This window comes from Prosthecobacter sp. (assembly GCF_044222565.1).
Lineage (GTDB): Bacteria > Verrucomicrobiota > Verrucomicrobiia > Verrucomicrobiales > Verrucomicrobiaceae > Prosthecobacter.
Genome location: NZ_JBGANA010000019.1, coordinates 124850 through 143270 on the forward strand (window position 1 = coordinate 124850; position 18421 = coordinate 143270).

General features: G+C 61.6%; 15 protein-coding genes. All 15 read right to left on the reverse strand.

Annotated elements, in window-relative coordinates; all coding sequences use genetic code 11:
* Positions 1–68: 68 nt before the first annotated feature.
* The gene (locus ACILSR_RS23940) at positions 69–629 is read right to left on the reverse strand and encodes a hypothetical protein (protein ID WP_395752332.1); all 561 of its coding nucleotides are present in this window, start codon (positions 627–629) and stop codon (positions 69–71) included.
* 199 nt (positions 630–828) lie between these two features.
* On the reverse strand, positions 829–1704 hold the full coding sequence (locus ACILSR_RS23945) for a DMT family transporter (protein ID WP_395752333.1): 876 nt from the start codon (positions 1702–1704) through the stop codon (positions 829–831).
* A gap of 228 nt (positions 1705–1932) precedes the next feature.
* Complete coding sequence (rpiB, locus tag ACILSR_RS23950) at positions 1933–2361, reverse strand: ribose 5-phosphate isomerase B (protein WP_395752334.1); 429 nt, start codon at positions 2359–2361, stop codon at positions 1933–1935.
* Between the two features lie 193 nt (positions 2362–2554).
* The gene (locus tag ACILSR_RS23955; protein ID WP_395752335.1) at positions 2555–3157 is read right to left on the reverse strand and encodes a nitroreductase family protein; all 603 of its coding nucleotides are present in this window, start codon (positions 3155–3157) and stop codon (positions 2555–2557) included.
* A gap of 25 nt (positions 3158–3182) precedes the next feature.
* Complete coding sequence (locus ACILSR_RS23960; RefSeq protein ID WP_395752336.1) at positions 3183–4076, reverse strand: YceI family protein; 894 nt, start codon at positions 4074–4076, stop codon at positions 3183–3185.
* A complete protein-coding gene (locus ACILSR_RS23965; RefSeq protein ID WP_395752337.1) occupies positions 4073–4564 on the reverse strand; it encodes a VOC family protein in 492 nt (163 codons plus the stop codon). Before ACILSR_RS23965 ends, ACILSR_RS23960 begins: the two co-directional genes overlap by 4 nt.
* A 240-nt stretch (positions 4565–4804) precedes the next feature.
* Positions 4805–5185, reverse strand: a complete 381-nt coding sequence (locus tag ACILSR_RS23970) for a hypothetical protein (RefSeq protein WP_395752338.1) — start codon at positions 5183–5185, stop codon at positions 4805–4807.
* Positions 5186–5246: 61 nt separating this feature from the next.
* Entirely contained in the window at positions 5247–5951 is a 705-nt protein-coding gene (locus tag ACILSR_RS23975) for a pirin family protein (RefSeq protein ID WP_395752339.1), read from the reverse strand.
* Positions 5952–6268: 317 nt separating this feature from the next.
* Positions 6269–9091, reverse strand: a complete 2823-nt coding sequence (locus ACILSR_RS23980) for a hypothetical protein (protein ID WP_395752340.1) — start codon at positions 9089–9091, stop codon at positions 6269–6271.
* A 10-nt stretch (positions 9092–9101) separates the two neighbouring features.
* Complete coding sequence (locus ACILSR_RS23985) at positions 9102–11669, reverse strand: hypothetical protein (protein WP_395752341.1); 2568 nt, start codon at positions 11667–11669, stop codon at positions 9102–9104.
* Positions 11670–11673: 4 nt separating this feature from the next.
* Positions 11674–12426, reverse strand: a complete 753-nt coding sequence (locus ACILSR_RS23990; RefSeq protein WP_395752342.1) for a hypothetical protein — start codon at positions 12424–12426, stop codon at positions 11674–11676.
* Complete coding sequence (locus tag ACILSR_RS23995; RefSeq protein WP_395752343.1) at positions 12423–13550, reverse strand: AAA family ATPase; 1128 nt, start codon at positions 13548–13550, stop codon at positions 12423–12425. The genes ACILSR_RS23990 and ACILSR_RS23995 overlap by 4 nt, the downstream gene beginning before the upstream one ends.
* A complete protein-coding gene (locus ACILSR_RS24000; RefSeq protein ID WP_395752344.1) occupies positions 13547–14239 on the reverse strand; it encodes a hypothetical protein in 693 nt (230 codons plus the stop codon). Before ACILSR_RS24000 ends, ACILSR_RS23995 begins: the two co-directional genes overlap by 4 nt.
* A gap of 84 nt (positions 14240–14323) precedes the next feature.
* On the reverse strand, positions 14324–16663 hold the full coding sequence (locus ACILSR_RS24005; RefSeq protein ID WP_395752345.1) for a PQQ-binding-like beta-propeller repeat protein: 2340 nt from the start codon (positions 16661–16663) through the stop codon (positions 14324–14326).
* 279 nt (positions 16664–16942) lie between these two features.
* Positions 16943–18376, reverse strand: a complete 1434-nt coding sequence (locus tag ACILSR_RS24010) for a DUF1501 domain-containing protein (RefSeq protein WP_395752346.1) — start codon at positions 18374–18376, stop codon at positions 16943–16945.
* Positions 18377–18421: the final 45 nt, after the last annotated feature.

An 18421-nucleotide genomic window follows, 5' to 3' on the forward strand; every position in this document is an offset into this window, starting at 1 on the left:
GCTTGATCTGATGGCGGGAACGCTGATCGACGGGCAAGAGTGCCCATCGTACTTTTCGGCAATCGTTTTCAGAAATCGGTGAGCTCGATGCTCAATTTGTCCTCGACGCGGCCTTTGAATTTCCAGACGCTTTCGATGCGGAGGGCGTCGTCGATTTCGAGGCGGAGCCGGGTGCCGTCCGCGGCGAGGAGGTGAATTTCGACATCGTCAAAGGCGGCGGTGGGATCGGAGGCGTCGTCGTCGGGTGCGACTTCGAGGGAGACGAATTTGAGGTCGGAGAGACTGCCGAAGTGTTTGGTGATGAGGGTGCGGATTTCATCAATGCGCTGCTTGTTGCGCGTGAGGTCTTTTTCGCGGCGCTTGAGTTCTTTCTCGCGCTCTTTGGGCACGTTGATCTCGGTGGTGGAAGTGCCGGAGGCGGCGGTGGCTTCGGCTTCTTTGAGCTTGGCCAGGACTTCGGGCGAGTGCCAGCAGGCTGCGATGGCGGTGGCGTCATCGTTTTTTAGAGCGGTGATGAAGGTCTGGGTGAGGGTGGTGAGTTCGGCAGGTGGGGGCGTGGGATCTTCGGCGTGGGCTTGGAGGGTGAGGGAGAGCCAGAGGATGGGGAGCAGAGAGAGGAGGAGTTTCATGATGGGGGAGTTTACGATTGTTTGCCGTTGTTGGCCGTGGTTTGCGGCTGTTTCCTGAGGGAGCAGAGCTGGGAAGATTTTGTGAACGCGATGCTGGCGCAGAATAGCTGCTGAAAGTTTTTCGTGCAGGTTTTTGGTGTGAAGGGGGACCAGAAGCCGCACTCGAAGAGTGAGGACCACTTCACGAGGGGTACTTCGATTACTTTGCGCGGGCGAGCCAGACGCCGAGGGCGGCGATGAGCATGCCGATGAGTGAAAGGCCGGTGAGGGTCTCGCGGAAGATGGCCCAGGCCATGAGGGCGGTGACGGCGGGGACGGTGTAGAAGAGGCTGACGACATTGACAGCGGTGCCGCTGCGGATGAGGTGATTGAGAAGGCTGATGGCGCCGATGGAAAGCACGAGGGCGACCCAAAGCAGGGCGAAGACGAACTGGCCGCTCCATTCGATGTGCATCGTTTCCGTGGAGTAGGCAAGGACTGCGGTGATGAGGAGACTGGCGGCGTATTGCACGACGGTGCTGGTGCGGAGATCGAAGGCGGGGCAGTTTCGTTTCTGCCACATGGTGCCGACGGTGATGCCTGCCAGCGAAGCGATGGCGGGCAGGGTCATGACGAAGGTGAGGCCGCTGCCGGTTTTGTGCGCGACGACGAGGATGGTGCCGAGGAAACCGAGTGCAAGTCCGCCCCACTGGCGCGGCAGGACGCGCTCACCAAGGGCCATGCCTGCAAAGGCGGCGGTGAAGAGTGGCTGGAGGGAGACGATGAGGCTGAGGATGCCGGCGGGAAGGCCGAGGCGGAGGGACCAGACGCAGCCGCTGAGGTAGAGGGCGTGGATCATGAGGCCCGCGAAGGCGACGTGGGCGAGCTGTGTTTTTCCTTTGGGCCAGGGTGCGCGAGTGAGAAGGGCGATGGGGACGAGAATCGCGAGGACGATGCAGTACCGCAGAGTCAGAAAGGTGAAGGGCTCGGCGTACGGCACGCCGAGCTTTGAGCCAATGAAGCCACTGCTCCAGAGGAGGACGAAGAGCCAGGGAATGATGGCGGTCCAGCGGGAGGTGCGGGGTGGGATGGTCAATTCAGAGGCAATAAGGTCAAAGATTAAGGGTGATAAACTTCACTGCTTGCGAGAGATCTATCGGTTTAGCCAGGCCTGTTGAGGGAGGCCTGGATTTTTTACACCGCAGAGGCTGAAACGCCGCAGAGATTGGTTCTGAATTTTTCTGCTGCGTTTTTGGCTGTGGTGTGGATGCTTCGGCGGTAAGAAAGTCCTGGATGACTCGATGTGCAGGCAGGAGTGCCCGCATCACTCATCGAGCTGCTGAATGCGTGCGAGGTGACGGCCGCCTTCGAAGGGGGTGGTGAGGAAGATGTCCACGATCTGGAGGGCGGTGGCGAGGTCCATCATGCGCTCGCCGAGGGAGAGGACGTTGGCGTCGTTGTGGAGGCGGGTGAGGCGGGCGGATTCGAGGTTCCAGCAGAGACCGCAGCGGATGCCGCGGACGCGGTTGGCGGCGATGGCTTCGCCATTGCCAGAACCGCCGAGGACGATCCCGCGCTCGAAAGCGCCTGCGGCGACGGCCTCGGCGACGGGGCGAATGAATTTGGGGTAATCGACGGGGTCAGTGGAGTGAGTGCCGAAGTCCTCCGCTTCATGGCCTGCGGCCTGCAGATGCTGCAGGATGGCTTGTTTGTAGAGAAAGCCGGCGTGATCGGAACCGATGGCGATTTTCATGGGGTCTTTGAGTGCATGGACGCCGGACCGGATTCCGGCTAACGCCGGCACTACGGAACAGCGTTGGGTTACTCGACATGTGCTGAGCTTTGCGGAGGCATCAGGCGGCACCTTTATTCACGCGCGATGCGTGGTGGAAGGGTTGTACTCATCTCGACGAAGCGAGATGAGTACGATGCTGAGCGGGCGGGTTTTAGAAGTGGTCACGGATGACGACTTCTTCATAGGAGAGCTGGCCAGGTTTGGGCCAGGCGGGCTGGGTGCCTTTGCCGACGGCGATCATGAAGGAGATGACGTGGTCTTCGGGAAGTTTGATGATTTTGGCGACGGCGTCGAAGTCGAAGCCGTCCATGGGGCAGGAGTCATAGCCCATGGCCTTGGCGGCGAGCATGATGGTCATGCCGGCGAGGCCGCAGGAGCGCATGCATTCATCGCGCTGCACCTGATCGCGGCCTTGATAGTACTGGCCGATGGCGGGGACGAGGAAGTCCTGCACGGGCTGGGGTGCATTCCTCCAATAGCGGCCGGGTTCTTTCTTCCACGCGTCTTTGTCGGCACACAGTACGATGAGCAGTGAGGCCTCGGTCATCTGCGCCTGATCCCAGCCGACGGCGCGAATTTGTTTTCTGATTTCAGGATCAATGACAGAGACGAAGCGGGCGTTCTGAATATTGAAGGCGCTGGGGGCGAGCATGGCGGCTTCGAGGAGCTGGCGGATTTCCGCATCGGTCATGCGATGGGCGGGATCGTAGTGCTTGACGGCGCGGCGGGAGGCGATGGCTTCGAGGGTGTTCATGGGGGAGAAGGTTTAAAGTATAAAGTTATGCGCGTTTGGCGTGGAGTTTGATGTGAAGGTGGATGTGATCGTTGACAACGTGTTTGCCGAGGAATGCGAAGAGTTTGCCGGAGCCGTAATGGCTGCCGAACTGGGTGCGGTCGAGCTCAAACTGGGCCTGGCCGGTGAGATGATCCGAGTCTGCAGCAGCAATGACGGCGGGAAAGCTCAAGGGCTTTGTGACACCGCGAAGGGTCATGGTGCCGTGGAGAGTGTAGTTCGGAGTACCGGGGGTGCAGGCTGAAAGCGGAGTCGCACCGGTGCAGATAAACTCAGCGGTGGGGAAACGGTCCACGGCGAAGAAGTCGTCATCGCGCAGGTGACGGATGAGCATGGCGTTGAAAACGTTGTCCGCGAGGTCTTCGCAGGCAATGCTGTTCATATCGAGTGTGAAGCGGGCGGACTGGAGGATGCCGTTTTGGATTTCGATCTGGCCGCCGGAGAGCCTGAGGGTGCCGTGGTGGTGATTGAAGAGATTGCGGCCGGTCCAGCGGACAAGGCTGGTTGCGGTGTCGATCTGGTAATGGCCCTGAGGAGCGGCGGCAGCAGGCTCGGCGTGTGTGCCTTCGAGGGGGAGCTGATGCTGACGCCATTCGGCGAGACCGCCGGTGAAGGCGCTGACATGGGTGTAGCCGGTCTTGGTGAGCTTTTCAGCGGCTGTGATGGCATCCAGTGAGTCGCCGCCTGCGCCGTAAACGATGATCGCGGAGTTTTTGTCGGGAATGAGCTCTGTGACTTTGGAGATGAAAACGGTTTCGTAAACGCATGCGTTGATGGCGCCGGGAAGATGGGCGCATTCGAAATGCTCCTCGGGGAGAACGTGGATGAGAGTGGCGGAGTCTTTCTGCGCCTGGAGTTCGGAGATGGAGATCGTGTTCATGATTGAGAAGATTCTGCGAGAAGGGCTTCGAGGTCGAGATGTTCGGTGGTCATGGCGAGCTCGCCTCTGGCATCTCGGGGCCAGAGGGAGGGCTCGCGATCGACATAGAGTTCGAGGCCATTGCCATCGGGGTCGTGCAGGTAGAGTGCTTCGCTGACGCCATGGTCGGAGGCGCCATCGAGAGGGATGTTGTTTTTGATGAGACGGCGCAGTGCGTCTGAGAGTGAAGCGCGGTCAGGATAGAGAATGGCCACGTGGTAGAGTCCGGTGGTGCCGCGGGGCGGGGCTTTGCCGCCACGGCTTTCCCAGGTATTCAACCCAAGGTGATGGTGATAACCACCGGCGGAGACGAAGGCGGCCTGGGCGCCGTAGCGCTGCGTGAGCTGAAAGCCGAGGACGCCGCAGTAGAACGAGAGGGAGCGCTCGAGGTCGGAGACTTTGAGGTGGACGTGGCCGATGCGGACCGAGTCAGCGATGGGCGGGTTCATGGCGGTGGGGGAGTTGACGGTGGTTGACCGTTGTTGACGGTCGTTGACTGTTGTTTTCCGGAGAGGGCGGGTGGCGAGGTGGAAGGGGCTTTGCGGATGTGTGATGTGGCGGGAGCTCAGAGCCGCACTCGGAGAGTGCGGACCACTTCACGGTGCGTGATTCGGCGAGGGGTGTCGGATGAGATGATGGAAAGAAGCGGGCCGGATTCAGTGACGAATCCGGTCCGCGGGGGGATGCATTTACTTAGCGGCGAAGAGGGCGCTGAGGTAGTCTTTGCGGCCGGAGAGGGCCACGAGAGAGAGGACTCCCAGGACGACTGGCATTTCATAGCCGCCTTTGACTAGGAAGAAGTGGTAGAGGGCGATGTTTACCACGACGGGGCCGACGAGGGTGAGGGCGAGGTTGGTGAAGCGGCCGCTGAGGAGCAGGAGGCCGCCGGTGACTTCGAGGACCTTCACCACATCGAGATAACCGCTGCCATAGATGGAGAACATAAAGTTCGCAGCAGGGGTGCCTTCTTTGGGAAGCGGGATATTGATGTAGTGGAACCACATGTTGAATCCGAAGACGACGAAGATGAGTCCGAGGAGGAGGCGAGCGATGGTGGGGATGTGTTTCATAGGGAGTTTGCGTTTTCTGGCAGTTGTTTGCGATGGTTTGCAGTCGTTTTTCAGAGGGGAGTTATGCGAGGTCGAAGAGGATGGCTTCGACGGGTTCGTTGGCGGTGAGGCTGAGGGTGCCGGAGTCGTCGGTGCTGATGGCGTCGCCTGGGTTGAGGGTGGTGGAGCCGTTGACGGTCACGGTGCCTTTGATGAGCTGAAGCCAGGCACCGCGGCCGGTGGTGACTTCGTGGGTGGTGGACTTGCCGGCTTCAAGACGCACACGGTAGATGTCTGCATCCTGATGAATGGTGGCGGAGCCGTCGCGGCCATCTGAGGAGATGACGAGGACCTTCTCGGCGGTTTCATGCTCGGGCTTCGGATGCCATTCGGTGTAGCTGGGTTTCAGGCCGTTTTGACGCGGACGAATCCAGATCTGCAGGAGGCTGCCGGGTTCAGACTTGGAGGGATTGAACTCGCTGTGTGTAACACCACTGCCAGCACTCATGAGCTGGATCTGGCCGGGGAGAAGGGTGCGGCCGTTGCCCATGCTGTCCTTGTGAGCGAGAGCGCCGTAGAGGATGTAGCTGAAGATTTCCATGTCGCGATGCGGATGGGTGGGGAAACCTGCGCCGCCGGCGATGACGTCCTGATTGATGACACGAAGGCTGCGGAAGCCCATGTGAGCAGGATCGTAATAGTCGGCAAAGCTGAAGGTGTGATAGCTGTCGAGCCAGCCGTGATTGGCGTGACCGCGTTCGTTGGAGAGGCGAAGATTGAGTTTCATAACGTGAGTTTAATCGTGCAGGCGGGGGAATTCCTCCAATGCCAGTTGGTTCACAAGTTCATAACTTTCGGTAATGTTTTATGGCAGAGGGTCAGCGTGGTACGGTGTGTGCTGACATCAGGATTAAAAAAATGTCAGCGCTTCAAACGAGCGGGGACACAAGGCTGGCGAGGTCTTGCGCAGGCCCCTCACCCCTGCCCTCTCCCCAAAGAGGAAATCTGGTTCTTTCGTTTTTCAGGGGTGGGGAGAGGGGAGCCGCGTTGGATGCCATGGATTCATGGAACACGACTAAATTTGCGCTCCTTGGCGCTCTGGCATCAGGAGAACCAGTCGATCACGCCGTCGGAATTGAGAATGGCGAGATGCCTTTCGCCACAGGCCGCGTAGGAGACGGCGTCCGGCTCGCGACTGGTGGAGGATAGACGGAGAGACGTGTTTTGGAGAAGTGTGGCCTCTGGGTGAGGGCTGTAGATGAGGCAGGCTTTGGCGTCTCCGACGGCGATGCGGCCGTCGTTGAGGAAACAGCCAAGAGGCGCACCGCCGGACGAAGCGGTGAAGAGATGCATCCAGTCGAGTTCTTTGGACTTTGAAGGGGAAAGCAGCACAATCTCGAGAGCCGAAACGGCGAGGAAAGCGGGAGGCTGAACGGCTTTGGTGACGTGGAGGGCAAGAACGGGGGAAGGCAGCTCGGTCTGATTGATGATGGCGCCATTGGTGATGCGCAGAAGATGGACGCCGACGCTGAGAAGCACGTGGTGGCCATGCACCGCGATGCAAACGGGAGGGGAAACTTCGGGAGGGGCCCAGCCGAGCGCATGAGAGCGGATGAGATGGCCCTGCTTGGAGTAGAAACTGAGGTCGATGGTTTCCGTGGCGTTGTGGTGGACGACCCAGACACCATGACTCTGAGGATGCACGGCGAGCACGCGCTGCGGAATCCAGCTGAGCTGGTCGATGAGCATGTCACGAGTGTTTGGAGCGGAGCAAAAGTCCGCGAGCCTGGCCTGACCGTAGCGCGGCATCTGGCCTTCGCGTGCGAAGGGAAGCCAGACGGAATCGGACATCTCGGCGATGACGGGGCTAAGACGGGTAAGGTAAGACCAGCCGGATGCGGATGTGAACTTGCCAATGATGCGCTCCTTCTGACCGTAGATCCACACATCCTGCCGGGTCTTGTCGTTCAGACCGATGGCGAGCCATTTTTCGTCCAAACTGATGAGACGATACCATTCGGTACCGTCCCTGGGCAGAGCGAGAGAACCGACATGGGTGAGAGCATGGCGAGAGTGCTTTGCGGTGCCTGAATCAAGAGCTTTGCGGGTCTGACGGCGGGCGCGCTCCCGCATGTCGGCAAAGCGAAGGGTGTCTCGCTTCAAGAGGAGGTCAGCGTCAGCAAAGTGAGGCAGGACGGAGAGCAGCGACGCTTCTTTGAGAGAGCCGTTCGCGAGGGCTTCGCCAATGATGCCGGTGGCGACGCGGGCGAGGCGCTGGCGTACTTCGGGATCGCCATGGGCATGATGAATGGTGCGGAGGGTTTCCGCCATCTGCACGCGATCCGGCAGCTGGCGTGCGGGATCGCTCAAAGAACGGCTGAGGGCCAGAGCTTCGGGGGCGGCCTCGAGACGGGCAAGGTAGTCGAAGTGGCGTTCGAGGCACTGCGAAGCCTGGGAAGAGTGAGGGTAGCCGCTGGCGAGGACTGAAATGGCAAGGCTGTGCTGCTGGAGTTTTTCGAAGAGGATGCGCGCATCATGCAGACGGTCTCCGCTGTTATTGATGGCGGTTTGGTAAGCAGCCACGGCCTCACGCTCGCGACCGAGCTGGCGGAGAAGATCGCCGCACTTTTCGTGCTGGCCGAGTTCGCCATAAAGAAGCACGGCATCTGCCAGGAGGCCGCCGTCTTCGAGGCATTTGGCGGCGAGGGGTTTGTTGTGGAGTTTGGTGAGGTAGATCTTTGCAGCCTCCTGATGGCGGCGACCGCGAGCAAGAGCGCCGGCAGCGGAGTGCCAGTCGCCAAGCAGTTCCGCATAGATGTAGGCGGCGCGATCAAAGCGGCCTTCGGCGATCTCGCGGTTGGCGAGCTCCCGATATTTTTGCTGGAGCTGCCACTGGGTCTGCGGAGCGAGATCCCACATGTCCGCCGCGCCGCCACCACGACGTGAACCGAAGACGGGATTGCGCTCGCCGAGCCGCCAGCCGGGAGGAGGGGCTGCACCACGTGAGGCGTCTCCGCCGCCGGAAAAAGGCAGGGCGTAGCGGAGGCCGAGATCGGGGTTGGTTTCGAGCAGCTTCATGAGACGCTGGAGCTCGTGCTCGCGCTGACGCTGGAGTTTTTCGAGCTGCTGCTGTGTCCACTGCATGAGGCGTTCCACCATGCGGGAGCCGCCCTGCCCCGCACCACCCTGCTGAGATCCAGCACCCGAGGCGGCACCGGCAGAGAGGCCTTTTCCGACGCCGAACATTTTGGCAAGACCTCCCAACGCCCCCAGCGTGCCGCCCAAGGCGCCGAGCATGCCCATGCCAGCCAGGGCGGCGCCGCCGCCGAGCTTATCCCGCAGACGCTCGAGCAGCGGGGCTTTGGTCTGGAGGTCTTTGGGCGAAAGGGAGCCGATGTCCTGCGCGACATCGCCGAAGAGATCGTTCGGATCTTCCGGGAGAATGAGCATGACGCGGCCAAGGCGCGGCGGGGGAGAGTGGCCGTGCAAGGCATGCAGCCATGACGAAGTGCGTGGCAGCGGAGGAACGATCAAGGCCTGCGCAGTGACGGCATCCGTCTCTTCAAAGGCCACCAGGCCCATGGCAGGATGAAAGAAGTAGAAGGGGTAGTGGAGAAGGCGGCGGGCCTCCTCCGCAGCGAGCGCGGGATCCAGCCGCATGGAAGCGGGCACCGCGACACTGCCGTGCTCGAGACCACAGGGCATGACGCGCGGGCCAAAGACGGCGGCGCTGGCACCCGCTGCAGGAATGATCAGGAGACCGCCCGCGGCCGCCTCCTCGACCGAAGCCGGGACGATGAAATAGCGTGCGTCGCGATGGCGAGACATCTCTTCCAGCCATGCAGCCACGTCCGAGCCGGGGAGAAAACCCGCCCGTGCCGGCTGTGGGACAGCGGCAGGAATGAGGCGGAGCGGGAAGGTGGGCATGAGCTGCGGGTTATTCTGAAGCGAGATACTTTTTGAAGCCGCTCTTCACTTTTGGAGCCTTGTCCGGCGCACATGCGCGGAAGAGCCTTTGAGTGAGAGTACGGAGAACGGATGCGGCTCCGATGGCTTCATCCCAGAGCAGGTTTTGCTCTCCGTAGTGAAAGCCTCTGCGCTGCCAGGCGGCAGTGTGGCCCTTGACCAGCACGAGACTGACCTCCTGCGAGTCCGAGCCGGAATCGCAAACATGCAGGAAGCCACGGGTGTCATAGATGACACGCCGGCCGTCCGGAAACTCCGCCTGAGAGAGTCCGCAGGAGGGCCACTCCGGGAGAAGCAGTGGCTGCAAAGGATGAAAGGTGGCATGAGCATCGACGGTGGCATTCCATTCGAGACCGCCTTTCGAATGTACTTCGAGATGGTAAACCCGGCCCTTTTCCTTTCTCACAAACAAACCACCCGCGATGCCAAAGCCGACATGGGTGATCTCGGAGATGCGGTGGCGCTTGGAGACGACCTTCACCGGAGCAGCATGCTTGGTCAGAATGAGACTGGCCAAGGCGGCGCGCTCTCCATGAGGGTGAAACTTTTCGCCGTCAAACCAGGGCACGCTGGCAGATCCAGGGAATTCTTTGGTGGCGATGACGCGGCCATTTTCGAGCGAGATGGCCTTGGCCATTTTTTGATCGATCAGCACGAGAGCGCCCGACTGCACTCGGAACTGGGACATTTCGAACAGGAGTCCTTCATAAGTGACGAGACGCGCCGGCTCGCGTCCAGTGAGAGAGAGGACGAGAAACTTCAGATGGCGGTGTTCGGAAACACCGAAGACAAGGATCACACGATCTTCGCCTTCGGGATCCACCACGACGCCTTTGAGGTCGGTGCTGGGGGCATTGGGGAAAAGGACACGGCCCGAATGGACGCGGAGGGTCCACCAGCAGACGGCGTCCGAGGTGGAAATGCCCACGAAGCCCTTGCCGCCGATTTGAAACGCTTTGCCTGGAAGAGGAGCACCGGGCACGTAGAGGGGCCAGACAGCCAGCCGATAAAAATAGGGCAGACGACCCATCTCGCTGGTCAATGCCGCAGGCGAAGGTTTTGCGACCGGTGAAGCGAAGAGGTCTTCAGCATCGATGCGGGCACGGGCGAGAGAACGAGCGCCCGCGAGGCTGTGGCGGGAGAGCTCAAGACTGCCATCGCCATCCACGAGGAGTGAATGCAATGGCACGGTGCTGGCAAGACGCCGCCATTCAGGCAGATGGCAGAGGATTTCCAAAGATGCGGGATGGGTGACGAGGAAGACTTCCTCTCCGGGCCGGAAGGGTGAAGGCTCAGCATCCAAGAGCATGGCCAGGGCGGCACCGGGATGAGGCTGGGGCTGAAGACGCACGAGCTGCGCGCGAACATCCGACACGGTCTCCAAAGTGATGGCGGTGAAGCCTTCCGCATCGATGGCATAAACAGAAGCGATGGCGATTTGTCCGCCGATTTTCTGACGCAGCAAGGCCAGGGCGGAGCCGAGGGCAAAGAGGCGGGGCTTTCCCCACATGAAGATGCCGGTGTCGATCAAGATGAGTCGTCTTGGTGGAGGCTCCGCAGGCGGAGATTCGCGGCGGAGATAGAGGGCCTCTCCTTGAGCGAGACGCACTGCGAAGGTGAGATCGTCCCAGGCGAGCTCAGTCATGAGGAGGCGGGAGGGATCGCCGCGATTGGTGATGTCCGAGACGCCGCCGAGAGGAAGCTCCTCGCGGTGGGTGACAGCCTTGGGCACATGGAGCATGGCACCGATGCGGCGCACGAGTCCGGCCACCTGAGCCGGCTCTCCGCCCTCGTGCTCCAAAGCACGAAGCAGATCTACCGGAGCCTCCGGAGCAGGGGCTTCATCCGGGACAGGCAGTGGCAGCTCAAGCTGGCGCGAGGGGATGGCATCGACACCCGTGCGCAGGCGAAGCTCGAGATGCTCCGGCGGGCAGCGGGTGAAGGCTTTCTCCAAAGCGCTGAGGTCTTTGAGAAGACGGGCGACTCCATTGAGCTCGGGAGAGCGCTGCTGAAAGACATTCAGGAAAGGCGTCCGCACAAATTCGGAGAGAATGCGCAATGAGATGGCAGACGGGATGCTCTGCGGCAGCTCCGCGTAAACCTCCTCAAACATGGTGCGCAGGAGCCGGCGGCGGGCCGGGCCGCTTGCTCGAAGGTCCGCAGGCAGCGCGTGGATGCAGTCCAGCCCGGCACCGACTGTCTTCCAAAGAGTGGCGATACCGGCTGGAACATCACTGTCACCCGTGGCACGCTCCGCAGCCGCCCACAGGCGCACGCGACAGGCGCTCGCATCGAAACTTTCTGATGCCGCAGCGATGAGCCACAGAATGGAACCGAGCGGCGGCAGACCGACAGGGACACAGGCCTCCAGCAGTTCTGTGAGCTCCTGACGGAGAGCAATGGTGGTCCTGCCATCCGACCATACCACGCATTGGTCCGCGCTACTGGTTTCCCAGGCCTCTGCCAGAGTGGCATCCTCCCACTCCCAGAGATGGCCCTGGGGTGCGCAGAAATAGGCGAGTGTGGCGGGGGAGTGCACGGAGTTAGTTTTCCATCAACGATTGTGCACCTGCACCTGCACCTGCACCTGCACCTGCACCGGCGGTGGCGCGCAGGGAGCTGCGGGAGATTTCGACAAAGGCCTCCGCAGGCAGTCGCTCGGCGGTGCCGTCGGAATGCAGGAGAGCGATCTCTCCCGAAGAGAGCTTCATGCAGGTGGCCACGAGGGCGGGCGTGACACCCTTTGGCAACGACCAGCCCGCAGGAGTGGCGATGCGATCCTCCACGCACCAGGATTCTCCGGGTAGTGGTGGGAGCAGTGAGCCGATGACACAGGCGCGGCCATCGTCTGCCTTTGCGAAGCGAAGGGAGTGAAGACGCACGGCAGGAGCGGTGAGGCCCCAAGCCAGCAGTGCCTCGAATGGCAGCACCATGAGGGCTGGCGGACGAAACTCCGCGGAAGGCACAAGAGTCCAGGCGACGGGCGCGACGTGAAGCGCAGGAAGTGCCGCGGCAGCAGGACGCACGCGAAGGAACTCCGACAAGGGCTGCCAAGGGCCGTCTGGAAGACGCGCGGTGGGCAGACGATGCCCGGTGGGCGTGAGGCGTCCGGCATCATCCACACTGAAGCGCTGCAACGCGGGAAGGCGCTCCCATTCCAAGCCACCGGGGCCGCGCACCCAAACGCGGCCGGCGGATTCACAGGCGAGGTGCCCGGGCAGCGTGCGCCAGCGGCCCAGCCAGGCGACGTCTGACGCAGCGAGAACGGCCACGCTCTGCCCAGCAGACGTGCTCATGCGCCAGCCCTCCGCCATAGTGCCTCAGCCTTCTCCTGCAGGGCTTCCCGTGTCTCGGTCTGACGCACCCAGGGGACACGCGCGGCGAGAGCGGAAAGGCGGTCTTTCGCGACACCGAGGGCGAGGTCTGCCCAGGCCTCTGAGAGGGCATCGAGATCGCGCGCGAGGCTCTCGGGATCCGGTGCATTGCCGCCGTGGGCCTGAGGATGGTCGCCGCTTTCGGGAGCATCTTTGTTGATGGTTTCCTGCACCATGGCGGCAAGCATCTCGCGCTGCTCTTCGCGGTCCCAGATGCAGCGCAGGACCCACAGGTCCGAAACACGAGCGGCCTGACGACCGCACATGAGGGCGCTGGCAGCGATGACGCGCTGAAGTTTTACCGCGCGGCGATCGGAAACCTCCATGCCAGCGGCGCGCAGGCGTGCCACAAGCTCAAGATAGGCGGTGCGCACGGGAGTGAGATCGACCGCAGGCAGGGCATCCTGCAAGGTGCGAATGTCCTGTGCGGACAAACCTACCGAAGGCAGCGCGGCGCGGCGTGATTTCTCCAATTCCCAGCCCGCCTCCAGCACGGCGGAGAGCTCTGCCTCGGGGACGTAGCCGCAGTGAACGCGGAGCAAAAAGCGGTCAAACAACGCGCGCAGGGCGTCTTCTTCGGGAAGATGATTGCTGGCGCTGACAACGAGCAGTGCAGGCAGGCGGCGAGTCTCGCGCCCGCGGCGGAAGACGCGCTCATTCAGGACGAGGAGGAGGCTGTTGAGGATGGCGCTGTTGGCATTGAGGAGCTCATCGAGGAAGACGAAGTCCGCCTCCGGCAGCATGCCTTCGGTATTGGTCACAAGATCTCCCTCACGCAGGCGGCGGATGTCGAAGGGGCCGAAGAGTTCTCCCGGCTCGGTGAAGCGGGTAAGGAGGTAGTCGAAGGCGCGGGCATCCAGGCGGCGGGCCAGCTCATGGACGAGGGCGCTTTTGGCGGTGCCCGGAGGGCCATGAAGGAAGAGATTTTCACCGCCTGCAAGAGCGATGCCCATGACATCGATGATCTCCTCCTTGCCGACAAAAACGGCTTTCATAGGGCGCAGGACTTGATCGGAAAGATGCCGGGCGATTTCGAGAGCGGTCATGGATGAAGACTGAGGATGGAGGGTGCAGAAAGTGCGGGGGCGGAAGCAAGCGCCAGCCGGGCGGCGAGCTTGGGGGCGAGTGAATGTGCGTGTTCGCCAAGAGCGTCGGCGACGGCAAGGGCGGTGGACGCATCCTCCAGACGTAAGGCATCCTGACGGGCGATGATGCGATCGATGTACAAACGCCAAAGGCCATCATGACGACGCAGGGACAGGAGGTCAGGCGAGTTTTTCAAAGCGATGCCGACGGAAGACAGAGGAAAGCGCAGGGCGGCCTGCTCGATGCCGGTGACGAGGGGATCGCTGTCGCTCATGGACCTGGCCATGGACCACAGTTCCGGGAGATGCCTGAGTGCGAGGTCCTGTGAGAACATTTCCCCGGGAGAAGTCGGAAGCGGAGGCATGGCGGCACAAATAGCGGCGACCTGCTCCTCTGACATGGCGCGGTCCACCAAGGCCTGGCAGACGCGGTAGAGGTAGTGGATGGCAGCGGTGGCGGCGGCATGGCAGCATTCGAGATCCGCCTTCAAGCCGCCTGGCAGGTCATCGCAGGCGTCCTGAAATGCTCTGCTGAGAAGCGCCTGCGTTTGCTCCGAGTCGCCGGGCAGCAAGGCCTCTCTCGTAACGCCGACCTGTCCTGAGACATGCAGGGAGGAAAAGAATTCGGCGATAGAAACGGTGACTGGCATGCAGTACCGCTTAAGAAAGAACTGGAAACCGCGGCTGACAAGCTTCTCTCTGCGGCGTTTTTCGCAGAGAAGAGGTGTTTTGAATCACTCCTTCCCTTTGACGACCTTCACCAGAGGGCGATAGCCGTATTCATTGAGGAGGGCGATGGCGCCGCGATCAGTGGAGTCACGTGCGACGTCCGACCAGGAGTTGAGGGCGTTGTAGATGCTGTCCATGGCGGCTTCCAGAGAGTCAGCGCGAGTGGCAGGATCGTGAGACTTGTAGAGAGCCTCGATGGCAGACATGAAGTGGAAGGTGAACTCAAGGCGCTTGGCATTGTAGAGGGTGAAGCTGCGGGAGCCTTCGCGGGCGCGGGTGTTGGCGCGGTACATCTCGTTCATGGCGGTGGCGTAGAATGCCTTGGCCTCGGTGAGCCACTCGGGCAGGGCCTTCTTGGAGTGCAAATGGCGCAGGAGCATGTCGGGCGCGGGGATGCCTAAAGCGGGATCGTTTTGGGCGATGAGCTGAGAGGCTTTTTCGATGGCCTGAAAGCCGAGCCACATGCGCTCGGCCACACCTTCACCACACATGGGAGTGACGAGATCACTGAGAGCCTTTTCGCTGGCAAAGTCGTTCTTTGGCAGGACGGAGGCGGGGGCTGGCTCGGCGGTGATGATTTCAAAACCGAGCTTGTCGGCATGCTCGCGAAAGCGGGCGGTGATGGCGGCTACGTCAGGGTTTTGAAAGGTGGCTGCGCCATGGAAGGCCTTGCGGCCGCCGGTGTCGCCATCGACGCGGATGGGAGTGAAGGGCGCAACTTTTGCTGGGATGGCGACGCCTGTGTACTTCAAGGTCTGGAGGCGCTTGAGAAGTTGTTCGAGTTCTTCTGAAGTCCAGGATTCCTGACCCATGGCATTGCCCGTGTAGCCATTCCAGACACGCGAGCCGTGCGGAGGCTGGGCGGTGATCATCTCGATGGCGTCGGATTTGGAGATCCCCTTCCCTGCTTCTGTCAAAGCAGGTGCGGAGGCGGTGGAGGAGACGCAGAGGAGGCTCTCGCGAGTGCGGACGAAGAGGCGGCCGTCTGCGATGGAGGGTGTGGCGATGATTTCTTCCCCCATGTCGTGCTTGGTGAGGACTTTGAGCTGCGGGGAGTCTTCGAGCTCGACGATGAAGCCGTTCTTGGCGGCGATGTAGACTTTGCCATCGGCGGCGATGGGAGAGGCGAAGTAGTCGCCGAAGTTGCCGAGGCGGCTGCGGTCCCAGAGGGTTTTGCCGTCCTTTGCATCGTAGCAGCTGGACATACCGCCGCTTTTGACGACGTAGATGCGGTCATGGAAGAAGAGCGGTGAGGAGAGATTGGAAGGGGTCTTGGGATCGATGTTCCAGAGAACGTGGGTTTTGGTGACATCGCCGCTGCCGCCGCCTTTGATGGCCTGGATGATGTTGCCACCGGCGGCCATGTTGTCGGGGGATTGGAAGGCGGTGTCGATCTCCTCGGGGCCGATGACTTTGTCGCCGTTTTTGTCGGAGGCATCGAAGCGCTCGTGGAACTCCTTGGGTGTCTCGTCACGGGAGAGGATTTTGTCCTGATTGGTGTCCAGCCATTCGAGCAGGGCGTGCTTCAAGGTACGAGTGGAATCTCCGTAGCTTTGCACGGCGATGTAGATGACGCCGTCATGCACGACGGGGGAGGTCATGATGGTGCGAAGGAGGGTGTTGCAGGTCCAGAGTTCTTTGCCGGTGGCGGGATCGTAGCCTTTCAATTTGCCGCTGCCGGCGATGACAAGATCCGTGCGGCCACTGGCCTCGCAAAGGACGGGGAGCGCATAACCGGCAAGCATGTCTTTGCGCGGTGTCTTCCATTTTTCCACGCCGGTTTTTGCATCCAAAGCGACGACGAAGGGAGCGAGGTCGTCGTCCTGGCAGAAGATGACCATGCCATTGTAAACGATGGGCGAGGAGGCGGCACCCCAGTCCATGAGATAGGCGGGCCGGGGCATGGTGTGGCGCCAGACTTCCTTGCCGGTGGTGAAGTCAAAGGCGAGGAGGCCGATCGTGCTGAAATAGACATACACACGATCGCCATCGGTGGCGGGCGTGGAGGAGGCGTGGCTGTTTGGCGGCGTGATGCGCGGGAGAGTGCCGGTGTCGAGGTCGCTGCGCCAAAGCTGCGTGCCGGTGGCGGCGTCAAAGCTGAACACGCCGAGCTTCTGATCTCCGAGCATGGCGGTGGTGAAGACACGGCCGTTTTTGATGATGGGCGAGGCGATGCCATCGCCAATCTTGGCACGCCATGCGATGTTTTTTTCGGCGGAGAAGTCGGGCGGCAGTTTTGCCGAGGAGGAGACGCCGGTGCCATTGGCGCCGCGGAACTGAGGCCAGTCTTCGGCGTGGAGGGTGATGGAAAAGGACAGGACGGAGAGAAGAAGGAGACGATGCATGAATGGCGTGCGTGGAAAGGTGGTTAGCGCGGCGTGGTGATGGTGCGTGTGCGATGGCGCAAGCGTGAGGCGGAGTGGCATGCGGACGCTGCTGGGACCGGGGAGAGTGTGGCGGAGCGATGGGTTTGCTTTCCGGATTGGGCGGTCACGGACCCAGGGCGGCGCTCGCTAAGGCTCGCTGGCCCTGGGCTACGATAGGCCGCACCTTTGGTGCTGAGAACGGAGGCGGAGCGAGGCTGCCTTGACCGAACGCCGTTCATGCGATGCATAAGGAAGGCGTCAGCCGAAGAGTTCAGTGAGCGGCTTGCCTTCATCGAGGAGATTGTAGGCGCGGCCGAGCTTGTCTTTGGCTTCGAGGTCCTGGATGCCCATGGCGTAGTAGACGGTTTTCGTGATGTCTTCGGGGCGAATGGGGCGGTCTTTGGGAAGCTCGGCACGTGCATCGGTCTCGCCGACAACCTGGCCGCCACGGATACCAGCTCCTGCCATGAGGACGCTCATGCAGGCGGTCCAGTGGTCGCGGCCAGCACCGATGGCGCCGCCGGAACGGCGATCCCCGATCTTGGGGGTGCGGCCCATCTCGCTGGTGACAAGGACGAGCGTTTCATCGAGCAGTCCGCGACCCGAGAGGTCTTCCAAAAAGGCGGAGAAGGCCTGGTCAAACTTGGGCAGGAGGTATTTGCGGAGGCAGTTGAAGTTGTCGCCGTGAGTGTCCCAGCCACCGGCGCTTTTGCACTGCTTGGCAGTGCTTTCGTCCTCCTTCCAAAAGACGGTGATGAAGGGCACGCCGGCCTCGACAAGACGGCGGGCCATGAGGAGGCTGGTGCCATTGATGGTGTGGCCGTAACGCTCGCGCAGCTTGTCAGGCTCGGACTGGATATCGAAGGCGTTGGTGGTGCTGGAGGAGGAGAGAAGGTCAAAGGCGCGCTCCTGCTGCTTCACGTAATTTTGCACTGACATCTCGTGATCGAGCTCGCGACGCGCATCGTTCATGGCGGCGAGGAGGGCCTTGCGGTCCTGCATGCGCTGTGCGGTCATGCTGCCGGACATGGAGATGGTGGGCGCGGCGAACTTCAGCGGCTCATCGAAGCTGCCATTGAGGAAAAAGGGATCGTGCTCCATGCCGATGCGTCCGGCGAACTGGCCTGGGCGCGTGAAGGGGAGCTTGCTGGGCTTGTGAGGAAGCGTGATGAGCGATGGAAGCGACGGATGCGGCGGACGCTTCATGGCGACCACGCTGCCCATGTAGGGCCAGTCCTCGGGATAAGGGCGGCGGTCATTGCCCTGCTGCTTGAAGGTGATGTCGGGGACGTGGCCGGTGAGATTGTAGTAGTAGCCGGCGTGGTGATCTCCGGTGGCCTGGCCGCCATCGGTAACGCCGTGGACGACGGAAAACTGGTGCGCCTGTTTGGCCAGCAGAGGAAGGTGTTCGCAGAGGCGGACGTCCGCGCCGGTGGTACGGATGGGTTTGAACTCACCGCGATATTCGAGCGGAGCCTCGGGCTTCATGTCCCACATGTCGATGTGGGAGGCACCGCCGCAGAGGAAGAAGAGGACGGTGGACTTGGCAGGCTTTGCGAGCGTAGGGGCGGCCAGCGCCGGGCCTGTGGATGCGCGCAATGCGGGGCCGCATCGCAAAGACGCGAGACCCATCGTCGAGGCCGTAAGAAAGGCCCGGCGGTCCATGGAGGGACGAAACAGCGGTGATGGCATGCTGGCGGTGTTGTACGCCGTGAAATGAGACGCCCTCGCAAAAAA

Excerpts from the sequence above, each read along its gene's own strand:
- ACILSR_RS23940 (WP_395752332.1), bottom strand. The coding sequence starts at position 629 with ATGAAACTCCTCCTCTCTCTGCTCCCCATCCTCTGGCTCTCCCTCACC.
- rpiB (WP_395752334.1), bottom strand. The coding sequence starts at position 2,361 with ATGAAAATCGCCATCGGTTCCGATCACGCCGGCTTTCTCTACAAACAA.
- ACILSR_RS23955 (WP_395752335.1), bottom strand. The coding sequence starts at position 3,157 with ATGAACACCCTCGAAGCCATCGCCTCCCGCCGCGCCGTCAAGCACTAC.
- ACILSR_RS23960 (WP_395752336.1), bottom strand. The coding sequence starts at position 4,076 with ATGAACACGATCTCCATCTCCGAACTCCAGGCGCAGAAAGACTCCGCC.
- ACILSR_RS23965 (WP_395752337.1), bottom strand. The coding sequence starts at position 4,564 with ATGAACCCGCCCATCGCTGACTCGGTCCGCATCGGCCACGTCCACCTC.
- ACILSR_RS23970 (WP_395752338.1), bottom strand. The coding sequence starts at position 5,185 with ATGAAACACATCCCCACCATCGCTCGCCTCCTCCTCGGACTCATCTTC.
- ACILSR_RS23975 (WP_395752339.1), bottom strand. The coding sequence starts at position 5,951 with ATGAAACTCAATCTTCGCCTCTCCAACGAACGCGGTCACGCCAATCAC.
- ACILSR_RS23980 (WP_395752340.1), bottom strand. The coding sequence starts at position 9,091 with ATGCCCACCTTCCCGCTCCGCCTCATTCCTGCCGCTGTCCCACAGCCG.
- ACILSR_RS23990 (WP_395752342.1), bottom strand. The coding sequence starts at position 12,426 with ATGAGCACGTCTGCTGGGCAGAGCGTGGCCGTTCTCGCTGCGTCAGAC.
- ACILSR_RS23995 (WP_395752343.1), bottom strand. The coding sequence starts at position 13,550 with ATGACCGCTCTCGAAATCGCCCGGCATCTTTCCGATCAAGTCCTGCGC.
- ACILSR_RS24000 (WP_395752344.1), bottom strand. The coding sequence starts at position 14,239 with ATGCCAGTCACCGTTTCTATCGCCGAATTCTTTTCCTCCCTGCATGTC.
- ACILSR_RS24005 (WP_395752345.1), bottom strand. The coding sequence starts at position 16,663 with ATGCATCGTCTCCTTCTTCTCTCCGTCCTGTCCTTTTCCATCACCCTC.
- ACILSR_RS24010 (WP_395752346.1), bottom strand. The coding sequence starts at position 18,376 with ATGCCATCACCGCTGTTTCGTCCCTCCATGGACCGCCGGGCCTTTCTT.